At 69.8% G+C, this 16,815-nt stretch carries 15 protein-coding genes; 4 read left to right on the forward strand and 11 right to left on the reverse strand.

The annotated features are described in order from the left end of the window. Positions 1–94 precede the first annotated feature (94 nt). The 11 genes from KF837_20550 to KF837_20600 all read right to left on the reverse strand — a co-directional run bounded on the left by KF837_20550 (position 95) and on the right by KF837_20600 (position 14,896). Positions 95–796 carry a hypothetical protein gene (locus tag KF837_20550; GenBank protein MBX3229720.1) on the reverse strand — a complete coding sequence of 234 codons (702 nt, stop codon included), beginning with the start codon at positions 794–796 and terminating at the stop codon, positions 95–97. Positions 797–823: 27 nt separating this feature from the next. Then, complete coding sequence (gene gyrB, locus KF837_20555; protein MBX3229721.1) at positions 824–3,361, reverse strand: DNA topoisomerase (ATP-hydrolyzing) subunit B; 2,538 nt, start codon at positions 3,359–3,361, stop codon at positions 824–826. A gap of 253 nt (positions 3,362–3,614) precedes the next feature. After that, positions 3,615–4,730 carry a DNA replication and repair protein RecF gene (gene recF / locus KF837_20560; protein ID MBX3229722.1) on the reverse strand — a complete coding sequence of 372 codons (1,116 nt, stop codon included), beginning with the start codon at positions 4,728–4,730 and terminating at the stop codon, positions 3,615–3,617. Next, positions 4,731–5,900 carry a DNA polymerase III subunit beta gene (dnaN, locus tag KF837_20565; protein ID MBX3229723.1) on the reverse strand — a complete coding sequence of 390 codons (1,170 nt, stop codon included), beginning with the start codon at positions 5,898–5,900 and terminating at the stop codon, positions 4,731–4,733. 351 nt (positions 5,901–6,251) lie between these two features. Beyond that, positions 6,252–7,505 (reverse strand): hypothetical protein, encoded by a 1,254-nt coding sequence (locus KF837_20570; protein MBX3229724.1) that lies wholly within the window; start codon positions 7,503–7,505, stop codon positions 6,252–6,254. Further along, positions 7,498–8,130: a zinc ribbon domain-containing protein gene (locus KF837_20575; protein MBX3229725.1), complete on the reverse strand. Its 633-nt coding sequence runs from the start codon at positions 8,128–8,130 to the stop codon at positions 7,498–7,500. Before KF837_20575 ends, KF837_20570 begins: the two co-directional genes overlap by 8 nt. After that, the gene (gene ccsA / locus KF837_20580; GenBank protein ID MBX3229726.1) at positions 8,123–11,293 is read right to left on the reverse strand and encodes a cytochrome c biogenesis protein CcsA; all 3,171 of its coding nucleotides are present in this window, start codon (positions 11,291–11,293) and stop codon (positions 8,123–8,125) included. Before ccsA ends, KF837_20575 begins: the two co-directional genes overlap by 8 nt. Positions 11,294–11,457: 164 nt before the next feature. Further along, complete coding sequence (locus KF837_20585) at positions 11,458–12,540, reverse strand: pyridoxal phosphate-dependent aminotransferase (GenBank protein ID MBX3229727.1); 1,083 nt, start codon at positions 12,538–12,540, stop codon at positions 11,458–11,460. Between the two features lie 4 nt (positions 12,541–12,544). Continuing rightward, the gene (locus KF837_20590) at positions 12,545–13,075 is read right to left on the reverse strand and encodes a hypothetical protein (protein ID MBX3229728.1); all 531 of its coding nucleotides are present in this window, start codon (positions 13,073–13,075) and stop codon (positions 12,545–12,547) included. After that, positions 13,072–14,139 carry a FliM/FliN family flagellar motor switch protein gene (locus KF837_20595; protein MBX3229729.1) on the reverse strand — a complete coding sequence of 356 codons (1,068 nt, stop codon included), beginning with the start codon at positions 14,137–14,139 and terminating at the stop codon, positions 13,072–13,074. Before KF837_20595 ends, KF837_20590 begins: the two co-directional genes overlap by 4 nt. Further along, positions 14,126–14,896: a class I SAM-dependent methyltransferase gene (locus KF837_20600; GenBank protein ID MBX3229730.1), complete on the reverse strand. Its 771-nt coding sequence runs from the start codon at positions 14,894–14,896 to the stop codon at positions 14,126–14,128. The genes KF837_20595 and KF837_20600 overlap by 14 nt, the downstream gene beginning before the upstream one ends. On the opposite strand from KF837_20600, the gene KF837_20605 reads away from it, so the two are divergent. From KF837_20605 to KF837_20620, 4 genes are all read left to right on the forward strand, one after another. Next, a complete protein-coding gene (locus tag KF837_20605; protein MBX3229731.1) occupies positions 14,865–15,515 on the forward strand; it encodes a tetratricopeptide repeat protein in 651 nt (216 codons plus the stop codon). The two genes, KF837_20600 and KF837_20605, sit on opposite strands and share 32 nt — an antisense overlap. Before the next feature lie 229 nt (positions 15,516–15,744). Then, positions 15,745–15,966 (forward strand): hypothetical protein, encoded by a 222-nt coding sequence (locus KF837_20610; GenBank protein ID MBX3229732.1) that lies wholly within the window; start codon positions 15,745–15,747, stop codon positions 15,964–15,966. 52 nt (positions 15,967–16,018) lie between these two features. Then, on the forward strand, positions 16,019–16,243 hold the full coding sequence (locus KF837_20615) for a hypothetical protein (GenBank protein MBX3229733.1): 225 nt from the start codon (positions 16,019–16,021) through the stop codon (positions 16,241–16,243). Beyond that, complete coding sequence (locus KF837_20620; GenBank protein MBX3229734.1) at positions 16,240–16,815, forward strand: hypothetical protein; 576 nt, start codon at positions 16,240–16,242, stop codon at positions 16,813–16,815. The genes KF837_20615 and KF837_20620 overlap by 4 nt, the downstream gene beginning before the upstream one ends.

Raw genomic sequence — 16,815 nt, forward strand, 5'->3', positions numbered from 1 at the left:
CTCCTTTTGCCTCTCCGCAGCGCGGGGGCCTCCACGACAATAAGCACGGGCACGCGACCTGCAACGGGAACGCGTCCGCCGCGATACGGCCGCGCTACTGGCAGGCGCGCAACGTCGCCGGCGCGATCGCGATCGACTGACACGACGAGCCGTTCGGACACGAGCCGCCCTGGGAGCTCGCGAGGCACGTCGGGCCCGTCTTTCCGCCGAGCGGGCCCATCCCGACGTTGCACGTCGGCGCGCACTGTGAGGCCATCGCGAACGCGGCGAGGTTCCACGAGACGCAGCAGACGCTGTCGCCCGGGCAGTCGTCCTTGTCGTCGCAGTGCAGCGTGCCGCCGGTCGAGCATGACGACGCGGTCGCCGCGCACGAGCTCGTCTCGAAGAACGTGCCCCAGCAGCACAGCGCCGATTGCCCCGTGCAGGTCTTCCCCGCGCCGCAGCTGACGACCGCGGAGCTGTTCGGCGCGTCCGGCGCCCCCGTGTCCGCCGGCGCCCCCGTGTCCGCCGGACCGGCGTCGCTCGCGTCGGGCGCGTTCGCGTCGGTGACGCGCGCGTCCGCGCCGGCGTCCGGCGCGCTCGTGTCCGGCGTCCCCGCGTCCGGGGTCGCGACGCTCACGGAGGAGTCCTTCACCGGCGTCGGCGGAGCGTCGCCGTCGGCGAGCACGATCGAGTCGCCGCCGTCCGCGCCCGCGGCGACCTCGAGGTCGCCCACGCCGGTCAGCAGCACGCAGCCGCTGACGACCGACAGCGCGACCGCCGCGACGAACATGTGCGCACGAAGCGATCGAGCCACGACAGCTCGAGAGCGTATCACGCGCGCCTAGATGTCGAGGTTCCGGACGTTCAGCGCGTTCTTCTCGATGAAGTCGCGGCGCGGCTCGACCTGGTCGCCCATCAGGATGGTGAAGACCTGATCGGTCTGGACCGCGTCGTCGAGGCGGACCTGGAGCATCACGCGGGCGTTGGGATCGAGCGTGGTCTCCCAGAGCTGCTCCGGGTTCATCTCGCCGAGACCCTTGTAGCGCTGGAGGTTCCAGCCCTTGCGGCCGCGGAGCTCGATGAAGTCCCAGAGCGCGTCGGCGTCCTCGAGCTCCGTCTCCTTCGCGTCGGCGGCCTCGCCTTCGGTCGCCTCCGCGCTCTTGCCCGCGCTCGCAAAATACGGCGCCGGTCCCATCGAGCGGATGTCCTGCTCGATCGCGTAGAGCTCCTCGTACTCCGCCGACTCGACGAGGTTCCAATCGACGGTGACCTCGCTCGCGGCCGAGCCGGGGCGCGGCTTGACTACGAGCGGGAAGGTGCCGTGCTCGGCCTCCTCCGTCATCGAGATCGTGAGCGGGAAGATGTCCGGGTACTTCCGCTCGAGGAGATCGCGGATCGGCTTGATCGACGCCTCGACCTTCGCCTTGTCGCGGAGCTCGTTCTTGCCGATGTTCGCGGCGCGGAGCACGGCGGAGACGATCTTCGCGTCCGCGCGTCGATCGATCTTCGAGAGCGTCTTGCGGAAGCCGCGCAGGCGCTCCGCCAACTTGTAGAGCGGCTTGCCCGCGAAGCGCGGACCCTTCGAGGAGCGCACGGTCAGGCCGTCGACGCCCTGCTCGAGGAAGAACTGGTCCAGGGCCGCCTGGTCTTTCATGTACTGGCCCTTCTTGCCCTTCCACACGCGGTAGAGCGGCGGCTGCGCGATGTAGAGGTAGCCCTTCTCGAGCAGCTCCGGCATCTGGCGATAGAAGAAGGTGAGGAGCAGCGTGCGGATGTGGCTGCCGTCGACGTCGGCGTCGGTCATCAGCACGATGTGGTGGTAGCGCAGCTTCGAGATGTCGAAGCTGCCGCCCTGCTCGGGGTTGCCGATGCCGCAGCCGAGCGCGGTGATGAGCGTGCCGATCTCGGCGGAGGAGAGCATCTTGTCGAGGCGCGCGCGCTCGACGTTCAGGATCTTGCCGCGGAGCGGGAGGATCGCCTGGAACTTCCGGTCGCGCCCCTGCTTCGCGGAGCCGCCGGCGGAGTCTCCCTCGACGATGTAGATCTCGCTCGTCTCCGGATCGCGCGACTGGCAGTCGGCGAGCTTGCCCGAGAGCGACGTGTAGTCCATCGACGACTTGCGGACGACCTCGCGCGCCTTCCGCGCCGCCTCGCGCGCCTTCGCCGCGAGGATGGTCTTCTCGACGATCTTCCGCGCGGTGGAGGGGTTCTCCTCGAAGAAGCGACCGAGCTTCTCGAGCACGACGTTCTCCACCACCGTCTTCGCCTCGCTAGTGACGAGCTTGTCCTTCGTCTGCGAGCTGAACGACGGATCGGGGAGCTTCACGCTGATGACGGCGGTGAGGCCCTCGCGGATGTCTTCGCCCGTGAGGCCGTTCTTCACCTCCTTGAAGAGGTTCGCCGACGTCCCGTAGTTGTTGAAGACGCGGGTGAGCGCGCCCTTGAACCCGGTGAGGTGCGTGCCGCCGTCCTTGTTGTGGATGTTGTTCGTGTACGGGAAGATCTGCTCCGCGTACGTCGAGTTCCACTGGAGCGCGACCTCGACGACGATCGGCGTGCCGCCGCCGTCCGGCGTCGTCTCCGCCATGATGTGCACGACCTTGTCGTGGACCGGCTCCTTCGTTTTGTTCAGGTGCGCGACGAACTCGCGGATGCCGCCCTGGTACTCGAAGAGCTCCTTCCGCGCGGGCTCGCGCTCGTCGGTGAGCGAGATGACGAAGCCGGCGTTGAGGAACGAGAGCTCGCGGAGGCGGCTCGCGAGGATGTCGTAGCTGTACTCGACGACGGTGAAGATGGTCGGGTCCGGCTTGAACGTGATCTTCGTGCCGCGTTTGTCGGTCGAGCCGATGACCTTGATCTCGCTCGTCGGCGCGCCGCGGCGGTACTCCTGGAAGTACACCTTGCCGTCGCGCTTGATCTCGAGCTTCAGCCACTCGCTGACCGCGTTGACCGCGCTCACGCCGACGCCGTGGAGGCCGGCGGAGACCTTGTAGCTCGAGTGGTCGAACTTGCCGCCGGCGTGGAGGACGGTCATGACGACCTCGGCGACGTCGATGTCCCGCCCGAGCTTCTTCGACATCTCGGCGTGACGGCCGACCGGGATGCCGCGGCCGTTGTCCTCGACCGTGATCGACCCGTCGAAATGGATCGTCACGTCCATGTGCGAGCAGAAGCCGCCGAGGTGCTCGTCGACCGCGTTGTCGACGACCTCCCAGACGAGGTGATGCAGACCGGAGCCGTCGTGCACGTCGCCGATGTACATGCCGGGGCGCTTGCGGACGGCCTCGAGCCCCTCGAGGACCTGGATGCTTTCGCTGCCGTACGCGCCCGGGGTGGGGGCTTCGACGTTGGTGCTCGGAACGGAGGCTTCGGTCGTCATGCTTTTGGGCGTGTGCTTCTCGCGTGGACTATCTGGATTGAAAGCTAGCTTTGAACCCCGACGTACCTTCGCGTTTGAATTTCGAGCGGCGCTCCCCGGTCCCCGAGGCTGCTCAACAGGTGGACTCCGAGCATAGTCCGGAGCCCCCTTCCCAGCAAGGCGAAACTCCTGGGTTTGAGGCGACATTCCAGCTACTTAGCTGCGTCAACGGCGACCGAATTTCGGCCCGGATGACGCGCGGCGTCGACGGCTTCTAGCCGGGGGTCAAGAACCCACCGTCAACGCGAGAAAGGCGCCCTCCGTCGATCGTGAAATCCCGCCGCTGACCCGCGCCCGAGTCGATCAGCTCGGGGCGCGTCGTGGTGAGCACGACCTGGCCTTCCTGCTCGCGGAGGAACGCGAAGAGCGCCGCCGTGCGCTCGCGATCTAGCTCGCTCGAGACGTCGTCGAGGAGCAGCACCGGCCGCACGCCGCGCGCCGCGCCGATGACGTCGATCTCCGCCGACTTCAGCGCCAGCGTCACCGCGCGATGTTGCCCTTGCGACGCGACCCCACGCACCGGGTGCCCCGAGATGGAGAGCGCGAGGTCGTCGCGATGCGGGCCCACCGTCGCGCTCCCGCGCCGGAGATCGGCCGCTCGCTTGTCGATCAGCGCCGCCGCGAAGGCCTCCGCGTCGCGCGGCGCGCCCGGAGCGTAGCTGGCCGCGAGGGAGAGGTCCGGCGCGGCGATGCGACGGAACGCTTCGAGCGCGCGCTCCGAGAGCGATGCCGCGGCCTCCGCGCGATGGTCCATCAGCGCGGTGCCGTGACGGACGATCAACGTCTCCCACTCGCCGAGGTCGGACGCCTGGACGCCGCGCGTATCCAGCGCGCGCTGCCGCGAGCGGACGGCCTTCGTGTAGCTCTCGAGCTCCAGCATCGCCGCGGGCGCGCGGTAAAGCGCGGTGCGATCGAGGAGGCGTCGTCGCTCCGCGCTCGCGCCCATCGAGAGCGCGATCTCTCCGGGATGGAACACGACGATCGGCGTGCGCACGGCGTACGCCGCGAGGGTAGGGGGCCGCTTGTCGTCGACGCGCACGAGGCGCGCGCCGGCGCGGATGCCGACCGACTGCACGCGTGAGTCGCCCTCCTCGCGGACACGCGCGCGCACGCTCGCGAGCTCGCCCTCGAACGCTACGACGTCCGTCATCTTCGAGGAGCGAAAGCTCTTCGACGTCCCGAGGACGTAGAGCGCCTCGAGCAGGTTCGTCTTGCCTTGCCCGTTCGCGCCGCTGATGACGTTGAAGCGCGGCCCGAGCTCGACGTCGACCGCGGCGAGGTTCCGGAACGACCGGACCTGGACCGCTTCGATGGCGAGCGAACGCAGCACTCAGATGCGCATCGGCATCACGACCGACAAGAACTGGCGATCGGACGTCGTAGTGGCGCCGGAGGGCCTCAGCACCGCGGGATCGAGCTCACCGGAGAGCCCGATCGCGACCTCGTCGTCGCCCACCGCCGCGAGCACGTCGAGGAAGTACTTCGCGTTGAAGCCGATGCTCATGTTCGGCCCCGCGTACTCGACCGGGATCTCGTCGTACCCGTCGCCGCTCTCCGGCGACTCGCTCGTGATGCGCATCGAGCCCTTGGTCAGCGAGAGCTTCACGCCGCCGGTGCGCTCGCTCGCGGCGACGGAGACGGCGCGGAGGGCGTCCGCGAGGCCCGAGCGCGGCGCGCGGACGACCTTCTCCGACGCGGCAGGGATGACCTGGGAGTAGGGCGGGAACTGCGCGTCGACGAGCTTCACGCTGAACGTAGTGCCCGCGCCCTGGAAGAACGCGCTCGCGCCGCTCTGGGTGATGAGCAGCTCGGGCTTCTTGCCCTCGCCCTTGTCGTTCGTGGTGGTGGGGCCGTCCGCGAGCATCTCGTCGCAGAGGCGGCGGAGCTCCTGGATCGCCTTCAGCGGGATGAGCATCGTCGCCGACGCCTGGCGCCCTTCGACCTTCACGTCGACCTTCGAGAGCCGATGCCCGTCGGTCGTGACCATGCGAACTGTGTCGCCCTCCCACTCGAAGAGCGCGCTGTTCAGGTGGGCGCGCGTCTCGTCGGTCGAGATCGAGAAGTGCGTCTTCGCGATGAGCTCGGCGAGGACGTCGACGTCGAGCGCCAGCGTCGGCGAGCCCTCGGCCGGCTGCGGGAGCGGCGGGAAGTCGTCGCCCGGCATGCCGCGCAGCGTGTAGCGACGCGCGGTGCCGCTCGCCTTCAGCGTCGTCGTCGCGTTGTCCTGCGACGAGATGACGATCGGACCGTCGGGCATCATCTTCACGCGCTCGAAGAGGTCCTTCGCCGACACCGCGACGCTGCCGCCCTTCGCGATGTCCGCGGGGATGCGGCCCATGAGCGAGAGGTACAGGTCCGTCGCCGCGAGCCGGAGCGTGTTCTGACCTTCCGCCGAGAGCAGGACGTTCGCGAGCACCGGCATCGTGCTCTTGCGCTCGGCGACGCCCTGCATGCGGGCGACGATCTTCAGCAAATCCTTCTTCGCGACGGTGAGCTCCATCTCGTCCTCGGGGCTAAGTGAAGTGCCTGGGTTGCCTCCCCCCGTCAAGGGTGCGGGCTCATGCTCCCGAGAGGTCCTTCCCGCCCGGAGCTCCCTGGAGGCTCGGTATGGAAGGAGAGAGAAATTTAAAGATCAGTATTGGATCTAGGGCCTGTGGGTTCCGGGGATAAGCCAAAATGCCGAAAGGATCCAATGGGCTATGACGAATGTGACTGGGGAGTGACGAGGGTGCAAGATCGGGGGGGCTCGTGAATGGAATTGTCCCACCTCTCGTCCCCACCCCCGTCCGCCGCATCTCCCCAGCCTCGACCGCAGGCTTTTTCACAGGGCGAACCGGGATGATCGGGCGTCTTATTTCGATCGTTTTTTCGACGCGGCGGGGGCCGTCGGGGCGTCCTCGATGAAGGTCCGCGCGAGGGCGTCCAGGAGCTCGCGTCGTGCACGCTCGTAGGTCTTCGGTCCGACGTCGCCGGTGTGACGGGCCCGCTCGAGCTCCTCGAGCTGCGCGAGGAGGCGCGCGCGCTCGCTCTTGCGATCGGCCTTCGTGGGCCGGCGGGTGCCGAGCACGAGGCCGAAGAGCAGCCCCGCCCCCGAGAGCATCGTCGCGATGATCTTCCCGGGACCCTCCGTCGGAAGACCTCGGATGATGACGTCCACGGAGCGGATCGCCGAGTCGGACTTGGCGGCTTGTTTCTCGGTGACGAGGGCGCGCTGGCCTTGCCCGTCGCTGCGCGATTGCGGCGGCGGGAAGCCCGGCACCTCGAGCGTCATCTCGCGCGACGCGGGCGCGATGACCTGCACGTTCGCCATGTGCGGCGCCATGCCGACGGTGAGCTTCACCTCGGCCTCGCCTGCGTACGGCAGCTGCCAGCGCCACTCGACGTCGTGGCGGCCGGGTCCGAGGGTGCCGCGCAGCTTTACGCCCTTCTTCGGCACCGCGTCGACGCCGACGTCGGTCATGCCCTGCTGCGTGGTGAACGCGGTGAACTCCTCTGGCAGCGGGATGACGAGGTCGCGCGGGACCCAGGCGTTCTTGCCGAAGTTGAAGACGCGGAGCATCTGCTGGATCTGGACGCGATCGTCCTTCACCTCGGCGTAGACGATCGACTGCGCCACGATGAGCGCCTTCTCGACGTCGTCGGTCGTCGGGTAGACGTGGAGGATCGCGCGCATGCCGCCCTTGTCCGGCATGCGGAAGGGCATCACCGCGAAGGTCGCGTCACCGGTCGCGACCGAAGGCCGGTACGCGACGCCGCTGCCGCCCTCGAGGTGCTCCGCGGTCGCGACGCCGCTCGCGTCGGTGACGAAGGAGAGGCGCTTGCGGCTCTCGCCTTTTGCGACCGAGTTGTAGACGATACCGAGTGTCACATGCGTGCCGGGGAGCGGCTTGTTCTCGGCGTCGACGACCATGATCTGGAGCTGCCCGTCCGGGAGCGACGGCGCGTCCATGGCAGCGTCTTCCGGCGGTTGGCCGGGGACACCTCCGCCGCCATGACCGCGCGGTGCGTCCTCGTGCGGATCCTCGTCCGCCATCTGCGCGCCCGCGTCGGCGGCGAACGTCAGCGCCGCGAGGACGAGCGCGGCGATCTTCTTCGGATCAAGCATCGGTCGTCTCGACCTTCTCGAGCTTCGTCGCGCACTCCTTGCAGAACTTCGCGTCGGGCTCGTTCTTCGCGTTGCAGCTCGGGCACTCGACGCGCGCCGGCTCTTCGTCTTTCGCCTTCTTCTTCGCGACGGGAGCGGGCTCGGGAGCGGGCTCGCCGCCGACGCCCGCCTTGAGGAGGTGCTCGCGCGCGGCCTCCTCGGCGAGCGCGCGGTTCGGGGCGAGGGCCTGGTCGATCTTCGTCATCACCGCCTTGAGGTCGGAGCGGTACTGCGCGGCGATCGGCTCGTAGTCGTCCGCCTCGATCTTCCCGAGGGCGCGCTCGTTCTCGATGTCCTTCAGCGCGCGGAGGAGCATCGTCTTGCGGCTCGTGAGCGCGTCCGCGTGCGCGTGCATGTCGAGCTCCTCGAGCTCGGGCGGCAGCGGCGCGTCGCCGGAGAGGACGCGGATCGAGCTCCAGAGGATCGCGATGACGCCGAGGAGCAGCCCCGCCGCGAGGACGAGGATGCTCGTCGCCGGCCCCATCATGACGCCGACGATCCCTGCGCTCACGACCGTGACGGCGGGGAGCCCGAGCGAGACGACCTTCGCGATCTTCGCCTCGTCCAGCTGCGAGGCCTCACTCATCGAGATCCTCGAGCTCCTGATCGATGCGGTCGTCGAGCTTGTCGCGCTTCGGCGCCTCGTCGTCCTCCGACGTCTTCGCCGCGGCGTCGCTGTTGGAGCGCCAGCGGCGGAGGACGAACGCGAGCGCGATGCCTCCGCCGAAGATGGCGAGGAGCGGCGCGACGTAGATGGCCTTCATCGCGCCCTTGTCGGGCGGGATGGCGAGCGCGGCGGTGCCGTACTCCTGCACGTACTCGTCGATGATCGACTGCGGAGACTCGCCCTTCGAGAGGCGCTGGCGGAGGCGCTCGCGGGTCTGGTCCGCGGTCGAACACGCGCACGACGAGAGGAGCTCGCGCGGGCACGTCCCGCACATGCAGCGGAGTTGCTGGAAGACCGCCTTCTCCTTCGCGTCGTCGATCTGGACGCTGCCGGCGTGCTGCGAGGCGTTCCCTTGCGCGAACGCGCTGACGGGCAGGAGCGCGAGCACGACGCCGAGCGTGATGCTCGTCGCCACCGCGCCGGCGCCGCGCGCGAACCGCCACGCGCGCGACTCCTGCGGCTGCAGCTCGGGCCACATGCAGGCCGAGCTCCCGATGATGAGGATGATGCCGCCGAACCAGATCCAGCCGACGAGCGGGTTCAGGTGGATCTGGAGCGACGCCACCTTCGTCTCGGGCGAGATGCTGCCGACGACGAGGTAGAGGTCGTCGCGGACGGAGTGCATCATCGCCACCTCCGTCGTCGGCGAGTCCGGCATCTTCTTGTAGATGTACTTCGCGGGCGAGAGCTGCCCGATGTCCTTGCCGTCCTTGTCGAGGACGCGGACGTCCGCGAAGATCATGCGCTTGTTGTTGTCGACCTCCATCCGCGGGCCGACGTACTTCACCTGCAGGTGCTCGACGGCGTAGGTCTGACCCGGCGTCATCGTCGTCTCCCGGTCGACCGTCCACGACTTCCCGGTGAAGCCGAAGAACATGAGGACGATGCCGAGGTGGACGACGTAGCCGCCGTAGCGGCGACGCCCCGCCGGCGGGAGGCTGACGATCCAGACGAAGAGCGTCGCGATCGCGCCGAAGCACGCGGCCACGACGACGAGCCCGGTCAGGCTCGGAGTGAGGCCGGCGCCGTAGGCCACGCCGAAGGCCACGAGGAGGAGGAGGAACGCGAGCGTGGTCTTGGCGAGGAGGGGCTTCGTCTTGTCGCCAGCGCGCGCCTGCGAGCGGTAGAGGAAGAAGAACTCCTGCGCGATGACGGCGAGGTTGAAGGCCGAGAGCGCGAAGCCGAGCACCGGCGTGTACGCGTTGAACGCGCGGAGCGCTGCGCCGAGCGCGCCGCCGTAGATCGGCTCGCTCCACGCCACCGCCGGGAAGCCGACCTTGCGGCCGAACGCGAAGTGGACCGCGATCGCGAGGAAGGCCGCGGTCGTCGGCGCGACGAAGGCCCTTCGCAGCGCCTCGGTCGAGGTCTTCTTCCACCCGAAGAGCGTGCCGACGCCCATGAGGAAGAACACGGTGAGCCCGAGCGGCTGCATCCACGCGTTGTAGTAGGGCGGCCCGACGGTGACCTTCTCGTTCCAGAGCGCCTCGCTCACCATCGGGAACGTCGTCGCCACGAGGACGAAGAGCATGATCCCGAGGAGGCCGTAGTTGTTGAGGAGGAAGGTGAACTCGCGCGAGAGGATCGACTCCATGCGCGGGCGCGACACCGCGAGCTTGAGGCCGCGCGTCATGCGACGGAACGCGAGCTCGACCGCGGCGTAGACCGCGACGCCGACGACGACCGAGAACACCGCGACGCGCACGGACGCGTTGCTCATCGCCTCGAGCTTCCCGGAGAGCACCCACGCGCCGGGGGCGAGGCCGGCGACGACGATCCATCCCGCGGAGATGGCCGCGCCGCGGAGGACGTTGGCGTGGTCCCGCGCGACCCACGCCGTGAGGGGCTTCTTCGACACGGTGAAGGCGGCGGCCGCGACGGCGGCGGCGAGCGCCCACACGACCGCGCCCATGCCCTGCTCGGTGAGCTGCTTCTTCCAGCCGTAGCTCGCGATCATGAGCAGGACCGCGCCGGCGCCGGCGCCGACGAGGAGCGGGAGGAAGAAGGTGACCGCGGCGCGGGAGGCGCCGAGGCGGTCCTTGTTCGCGACGGTCGGGTCGATGCCGCGGAGCTCGGGCCAGCGGTAGAGGATGAGCGTCATGCAGAACGACGCGACCATCCCGAGGAACCAGAGGAAATATTCGCCGATCGACGACTGCGCGAACGAGTGCACGCTCGCGATCGCGCCCGAGCGCGTGAGGAACGTGCCGAAGATCGTCATGAAGAACGTCAGGCAGATGAGGAAGACGTTCCAGACCTTCAGCATGCCGCGGCGCTCCTGGATCATCACGGAGTGCGCGAACGCGGCGATGGAGAGGAGCGGCATGAACGCCGCGTTCTCGACGGGATCCCAGGCCCAGTAGCCGCCCCAGCCGAGCTCCTCGTACGCCCAGAGCATGCCGAGCGTGTTGCCGATCGCGAGGAAGAGGAGCGCGAAGATCGTGAACTTGCGGCACGCGCCGATCCACTCGGCGTCGAGGCGTCCGGTCGCGAGGGCGGCGACGCAGAACGCGAACGGGATCGAGCACCCGACGAAGCCGACGTAGAGGCTCGGCGGGTGGATGATCATGTAGAAGTTCTGGAGGAGCGGGTTCAGCCCTTCTCCGTCGGTGCGCGCCCCGGCGACGCTGGTCGAGAACGGGTTCGCGGCGAACGCCATCAAGACGCAGAAGAAGACGACGATCGCCATCAACGTCGCGATGACGTAGGGCTGGAGATCGAGGTGCTTTCTCCCGAGCGTCTTCACGCAGACGCCGATGTAGAGCGACAAGAGGAAGAGCCACCACAAGAGCGAGCCGTCCTGTCCGCCCCAGAGCGCGGTGAACAGGAAGATGGTCGGCATGCTGCGGTCCGAGTAGTGCGCGACGTACCGGAGCCGGAAGTCGTGGCTGACGAACGCGTACGCGAGGCAGAGGACGGCGACCGCGATCAGCGCCACCGTGCCGTAGGCGCCGAAGCGTGCGGCTTGCAATGTCTTGATCCGTCCGGTCGCCCCCGCCGACAGCGAAACCGCGAACGTGTAGCTGGCCACGACCATGACGGCGAGGAGCAGCGTGCTTCCGAACAGGGGGAACGTGGACCACATGAGCCGGCCTCCAGTCTACCCGACGATCGAGCCTCGCGGTGCGGCGTGGGGCGAAGGGACGGGCGCGCGGTTTTCTTCCGGACGGTCGTGTTTTCTCGGACGCCGCGGAGATCGCGCGGCGCGGACCGAGGCGTGTCACCCCCGCGTGGGGGCTCTGGCCTGGGTCAACGGCAGAGCGGCTCGAGGAGCCGCAGGCCCTCCGCGAAGCGCTCGCGATCGCAGGTCGCCCACGAGAGGCGGAACGACTCGGGGGCGCCGAAGAACGCGCCGGCGCCGACGAGGACGCCGGCGGTGCGCGCGGTCTCCTCGATGCGCGCGGTGAGGTCGCCGCGGCCGGGGAGCGTGATCATGCCGAAGAGCCCGGCCGCCGGCGCGCTCCAGCGCGCGTTCGGCAGCTTCGACGCCCACGCCTCCGCGAGCTCGCGCTTTCCGGCGACGAGGCTCTTCGCGCGGCGCGAGAGCGTCCCGAGCGCGCCGAGCGCGGCGGCGCCGTACGCGGCGTGCGAGAGCGGCAGGTGCCCGACCGTCGCGATCGACGCCGCCTTCGCCGCCGCCACGACCGGCTCGGGCCCGAGCAGCCAGCCGACGCGATGCATCCCGAGGCCCCAGCACTTCGTGAGGCTCGAGATCGCGACGACGTTCGGCGCGAGCTTCCGCGCGCTCCGCCGGAAGACGCCGTCCTCGGGCAGGTCTTCGAGCGGCGCGTAGACCTCGTCGACGACGACGTGGGCTCCCCGCGCGTCGGCGATCTTCGCGAGCTCGCGGATCTCGTCGTCGCTCACGCGCACGCCGGTGGGGTTGTGGAGGGTGGTGACGACGATCGCGCGCGTGCGCGGCGTGATCGCGGCCGCGACGCGCTCGGGGACGACGCGGAAGCCGTCCTCCGCGCGGCGCTCGAAGGTGCGCACGCGCGCGCCGAGGCCCTCCGCGGCGCGCGTGAGCGGCTCGTAGCCCGGCGTCTCGACGAGGACCTCGTCGCCGGCGTCGCCGGCGGAGAGGAGCGCGGCGTACGCGAGGAAGATCGCGTGCGACGTGCCGAGCGCGGGCACGACGTCGGCGACGGGGACGTCCACATGACGCGCGATCGCGGCGGGGAACCGCTGGTACGCCGTCATGTCGTCGATGTTCGGCGCGTCGACGCCGAGGTCTTGGAAGCTCGCGGCGGGCACGCCGCTCGAGGCGAGGTCGTACGGCACCTTGCCGTAGAGCTTCATCGCCCAGTCGATGTAGCGGGTCGCCGCGAACACTTCGCTACTTCTTGGTGAGCGTGATCTTCGCCTCGCGCACGATCGCGGTCGTTCCGTCGGCGAGGTTGAGCGTCCCCTCCGCCGAGGCGCCGGCGATCTTCGCCGCGATCGTCCCGGTGAGGCCGTCGTCCTTCGGGTCCTTCCGCCGCACGACGCCGCGGATCTCGCCGTCGACGACGGAGCCTTCGATGATCGCGGGGCCGGCCGCGCCTTCGATCGTGCCGGCGACCTTCTCGCCGTCGACGGTGAGCTCGATCTTCCCGTCGCCCATGTGCTTCGACGGATCGTCCTTGAACTGCTTCACGCCGGCGTAGTCCTTGTTGCCGGTCGGGATCGAGAGCGTGCCCGGCGCGAGGGTGTAGGGACCGGACCAGGTCGCCTTCGTGGACGCAGGCTCGGCCGCCCCTGCGTCGGCGGGCCCGGCGGCGGCGTCGGTCGCGACGACCGCGCCGGCGTCGACCTCCTTCGTCGCTTCCTCTTTCTTCGGGCAGCCGGCGAGCGCGACGAGCGCGGCGAGGCAGAGCATTCGTTTCATCGCTTCGTCATCCCTGTGATGCGGACGCCGTACTCGCCGTCGACGACGACGAGCTCGCCGTGCGCGACCTCCACGCCACCGATGCGCAGCACCGCGGGGTTGCCTGCCGTCTTCACGCCGGTCGCGATCACGTCACCGTCGCGCAGCGCGGCCCACTCGCGCGCGGTCATCTGCACGGAGCCGACCTCGACGCGCACGACGACGGGGGCCTCGAGCGCGACATCGAGCGGGGCTTTGCTGTCGGTCGTCATCGGCGGATCCCACGAATGGACGGCGGGCTCCGTTGTTATCACGAGCCTGTCGTCGCTGCCCACCCGCGCGGCGAGCCCCTGCTCCGCGCCCTCGGCGACGAGCGCGAGGCTCCACGTCTCCTCCGGGCCGGCGAGGAACACGTCGCCGGGCTGGAGCGCCTCGACCTCCGCGCGTGCGGCGAGGCACGAAGTCGCGACGATGGGGAGCGCGATCGGTGACGAGCCGAGGCGATCGAGGTCGGGCGCGCCGCGACGTGCGGCGAGGGGCGGGAAGGTGACGCGCGCGTCGAAGGTCGCGCCGCCTACGGTGACGTCGAGCGCGGCGGTCGCGGCGTTCGGCGCGGGCGCGTCCGTCGCGAGGCGGAGCGGCGTCCCGAGCGCGCGCGCCGCGGCGACGACGACGGCGGCGAACGCGCCGTGGAGGTCGGGCGGCGCGCCCTTGGTGGGGTTCGCGATGCCGGCGGGCGGCTGCTTCAACGCGCGCGCGACGAGCTCTCGCGCGAGCGCCCCTTCGGCCTCGACGACGAAGACGCGGCCCGGCTCGGCGGCGGGAACGAACGCCGCCGACACGGCGCCGCTCGGCGCCGCGGCCTCGGCGCTCAGCGCGACCTCGGGCTTCGCAACCGCGCGTCGCAGCGAGAGCTGGATCGGGGCGCCGGCGATCGCCTCGAGCGCGCGAGCGACAGGCTCTCCGTCGTCGAGCGCGGCGCGGAGGGCGCGGAGCTGGGCCTGGGCATCGAGCTCGGCGCGTTCGATGCGGGGCAGGGAGGCGACGTCGAACGGCGCGATCGTCTGCGGCTCAGCCGCCGTCATGCGAGGCCTTCTCGTGGAGCAGCGTCCAGTGGCGATCGCTCGTCATGCTCACGCGCGCGCCGGGCATGCCGGCGTCCTTCGCGAGGGCGCGGACCTCGTCGAGGGTGAGGGCGGCCTTGAGCGAGTCGCGGAACAGCATGCGCTGGTGATCGAAGCTGCCGCGTTGCCCTTCGTCGAGCGGGGGCTCGCCGCCGTAGAGGTGCACGAGGCGATCGACCTCTGCGTCGGTCGGGGGGCGGAAGAGGTCGCGCACGAAGACGAGCCCGCCCGGCGCGGTGACGCGCAGCATCTCGGCGAGGACGCTGCGCGGCTCGGGGATGTGATGGACGATCGAGTTCGAGACGACGGCGGGGAACTCGCCGTCGTCGAACGGCAGGCCCTTCGCGTCGACCTTGATCAGCTCGATACGATCCGCGAGCCCGCTCGCGTCGACGTTGCGCTTGGCGAGGGCGAGCATGTGGACGGCGAGGTCGATCGCGACGACCTGCACGTGCGGCGTCCTCTTGCAGAGCGCGATCGGGATGAGCGCGGTGCCGGTCCCGACGTCGAGCACCTTGCCGGAGAGCTCCCGCGCCGCGAGCAGGTCGGCGCAGAACCTCTCGTTCACCGCGCCGTGGTCCATCGCGTCGTAGTCCGCCGCTTCCTCGGCGGTATCCATCACTTCGGGCTCGAGGACGCGCTCCATCGAGCCACGCACGCTAGCAGATCTGGTAGCGTACCGAGCGATGTCCGCCCGTTCGGTCGCGCTCGCGCTCATCCTTCCGGCCATGCTCGTCGCGCCGCTGGCCGCGTTCGGCGACGACGCGCCGCCGCCGAAGAAGAAGCTCCCGCCCGCGGCGACGGACGTGAAGTACGACCCGGAGGAGATCGTCGCGATCAGCCAGTTCATGGAGACGGCCGTGAAGGGCAACGAGCTCTTCGTCGCGAAGGACTACACCGCCGCGATCGACACGTTCAAGAAGGCGATCCAGCTCGCGCCGAAGAACGCGCTCGGCCCTTACCTCCTCGCGGAGGCCTACCTCGCGAACGGCAACATGCCGGAGGCGGAGGCGGCGATCGCGTCGGCGGTGGAGCTCGCGCCGACGGAGCCGAAGAAGGTGGAGACGAAGGCGCGCATCTTGTTCCTGCGCGCGGACATCTACGAGCGCGAGAAGAAGTGGGCGGAGGCGAAGACGGCGTGGCAAGCCTACGTCGACGTCGCGAGCAAGGTGACCGGCGACGCCGGCGTATACCCCCAGACCGGCACGACCCGCATCGCCGCCATCCAGAAGGTCATCGACCTCGAAGCGAAGTACGCCGCCGTCCGCGAACGCATCGCCGCCGACAAGGCCGACGCCGGCAAGAGCGCCGCGAAGCCCGCACCGACGAAGAAGTAGGGAGGTTCTCAGCGTCGGGGGCTTCGCCCCCGACACCCCCACCCCAGACACGGCCCTCGCGCGGAGCGCTCGGGGCGCTGCGCGCCCGCTTCTGGGGCCCCGGTTGGGGGGCTGCGGGTTGGGGGGTTCTTGGGAACGCGGTAGGCTTCGGGGGTGCGGGTCGTGGGGAAGCGGAAGCAGGGGGTTGGAGATCGTGACGGTCTCGACAAGCTCGTGCTGGAGCTCGGCGGTGGGGCGCCCAAGGGGGTTTTTCGCTACCGGACGCAGGAAGAGGCGAACCGAGATCGCGTACGGCGTCGCGGCGGAGCTCGCCGCGTCGGCGCTCGACCGCCTCGCCGCGCCGGCGCCGAAGCTGCGACCGACGGAGCGCACCACGATCGTCGAACCCGGCATTCTCGCCACGCCCGACGACGGCGGCATGCCCTTCACGACCGCCGCGGCCGCGGTGTGAGCGCCGCTCGCGCGCGTGGTAGAGTTCTCTCGTGCAGGACACGTGCGCCGTCATGCTCGAGCGGTACCACGCGCTGCTGCGCGCGCAGGCTCCGCACGAGCGGCTCGCGCAGGCGATGGCCCTCTCCACGATGACGCGTGAGCTGGCGCTCGCAGGAATTCGCGCACGCTTTCCGAACGCCGACGCGCACGAGCTCGACGTCCGGCTCGCCGTCCGCCTATACGGCCGCGACGCCGCGTGCAAGGTCTACGGCGAAGTCCCGGACGACGCGCGTTGAGCCCGCCGCCGGATGCGATCGCCGTCGCCCTGCGCGTCGCGGCGGCGATCGAAGCGGTCGGCGGTACGTACTTCGTCGGTGGCTCCGTCGCGAGCTCGCTCCAGGGCGAGCCTCGCTCCACGAACGACATCGACATCGTCGTCGAGCTGCCGCTCGGCCGGATCGACGCGCTCGCCGACGCGCTCGGCGCCGACTTCCAGGTCGATCGCGGCATGCTGCGCGATGCGCTCCTCCACGGGCGCAGCTGCAACGTCTTCTACCTTCCTGTCTTGATGAAGATCGACCTGTTCGCGGTCGGCCCGCATCCCTACGACGAGATCGAGTTCGCGCGAAAGCGACGGATCCAGGTCCGGGCGGGTGGCGAGACGCTCGTCGTGAAGGCGCCTGAAGACACGATCGTGAGGAAGCTCCTCTGGTTCCGTGAGGGGGGAGGCGTCTCCGAGAAGCAATGGCGCGACGTCGTCGAGGTGCTGCGCGTGAGCGGCCCCGAGCTGGACGTCGCGTACCTCGATGCGTGGGCGGCGCGCCTCGGCCTCGGCGCGCTCCTCGCGAAGGCGCGGGCCGAGGCGTAG

It is taken from the genome of Labilithrix sp., assembly GCA_019637155.1.
Classification (GTDB): domain Bacteria; phylum Myxococcota_A; class Polyangia; order Polyangiales; family Polyangiaceae; genus Labilithrix.

Bases quoted from the DNA above. Each gene is read 5' to 3' on its own strand.
- gyrB (MBX3229721.1), bottom strand. From the start codon at position 3,361: ATGACGACCGAAGCCTCCGTTCCGAGCACCAACGTCGAAGCCCCCACC.
- dnaN (MBX3229723.1), bottom strand. From the start codon at position 5,900: ATGGAGCTCACCGTCGCGAAGAAGGATTTGCTGAAGATCGTCGCCCGC.
- KF837_20570 (MBX3229724.1), bottom strand. From the start codon at position 7,505: ATGCTTGATCCGAAGAAGATCGCCGCGCTCGTCCTCGCGGCGCTGACG.
- KF837_20575 (MBX3229725.1), bottom strand. From the start codon at position 8,130: ATGAGTGAGGCCTCGCAGCTGGACGAGGCGAAGATCGCGAAGGTCGTC.
- ccsA (MBX3229726.1), bottom strand. From the start codon at position 11,293: ATGTGGTCCACGTTCCCCCTGTTCGGAAGCACGCTGCTCCTCGCCGTC.
- KF837_20590 (MBX3229728.1), bottom strand. From the start codon at position 13,075: ATGAAACGAATGCTCTGCCTCGCCGCGCTCGTCGCGCTCGCCGGCTGC.
- KF837_20595 (MBX3229729.1), bottom strand. From the start codon at position 14,139: ATGACGGCGGCTGAGCCGCAGACGATCGCGCCGTTCGACGTCGCCTCC.
- KF837_20605 (MBX3229731.1), top strand. From the start codon at position 14,865: ATGTCCGCCCGTTCGGTCGCGCTCGCGCTCATCCTTCCGGCCATGCTC.
- KF837_20600 (MBX3229730.1), bottom strand. From the start codon at position 14,896: ATGAGCGCGAGCGCGACCGAACGGGCGGACATCGCTCGGTACGCTACC.
- KF837_20615 (MBX3229733.1), top strand. From the start codon at position 16,019: ATGCTCGAGCGGTACCACGCGCTGCTGCGCGCGCAGGCTCCGCACGAG.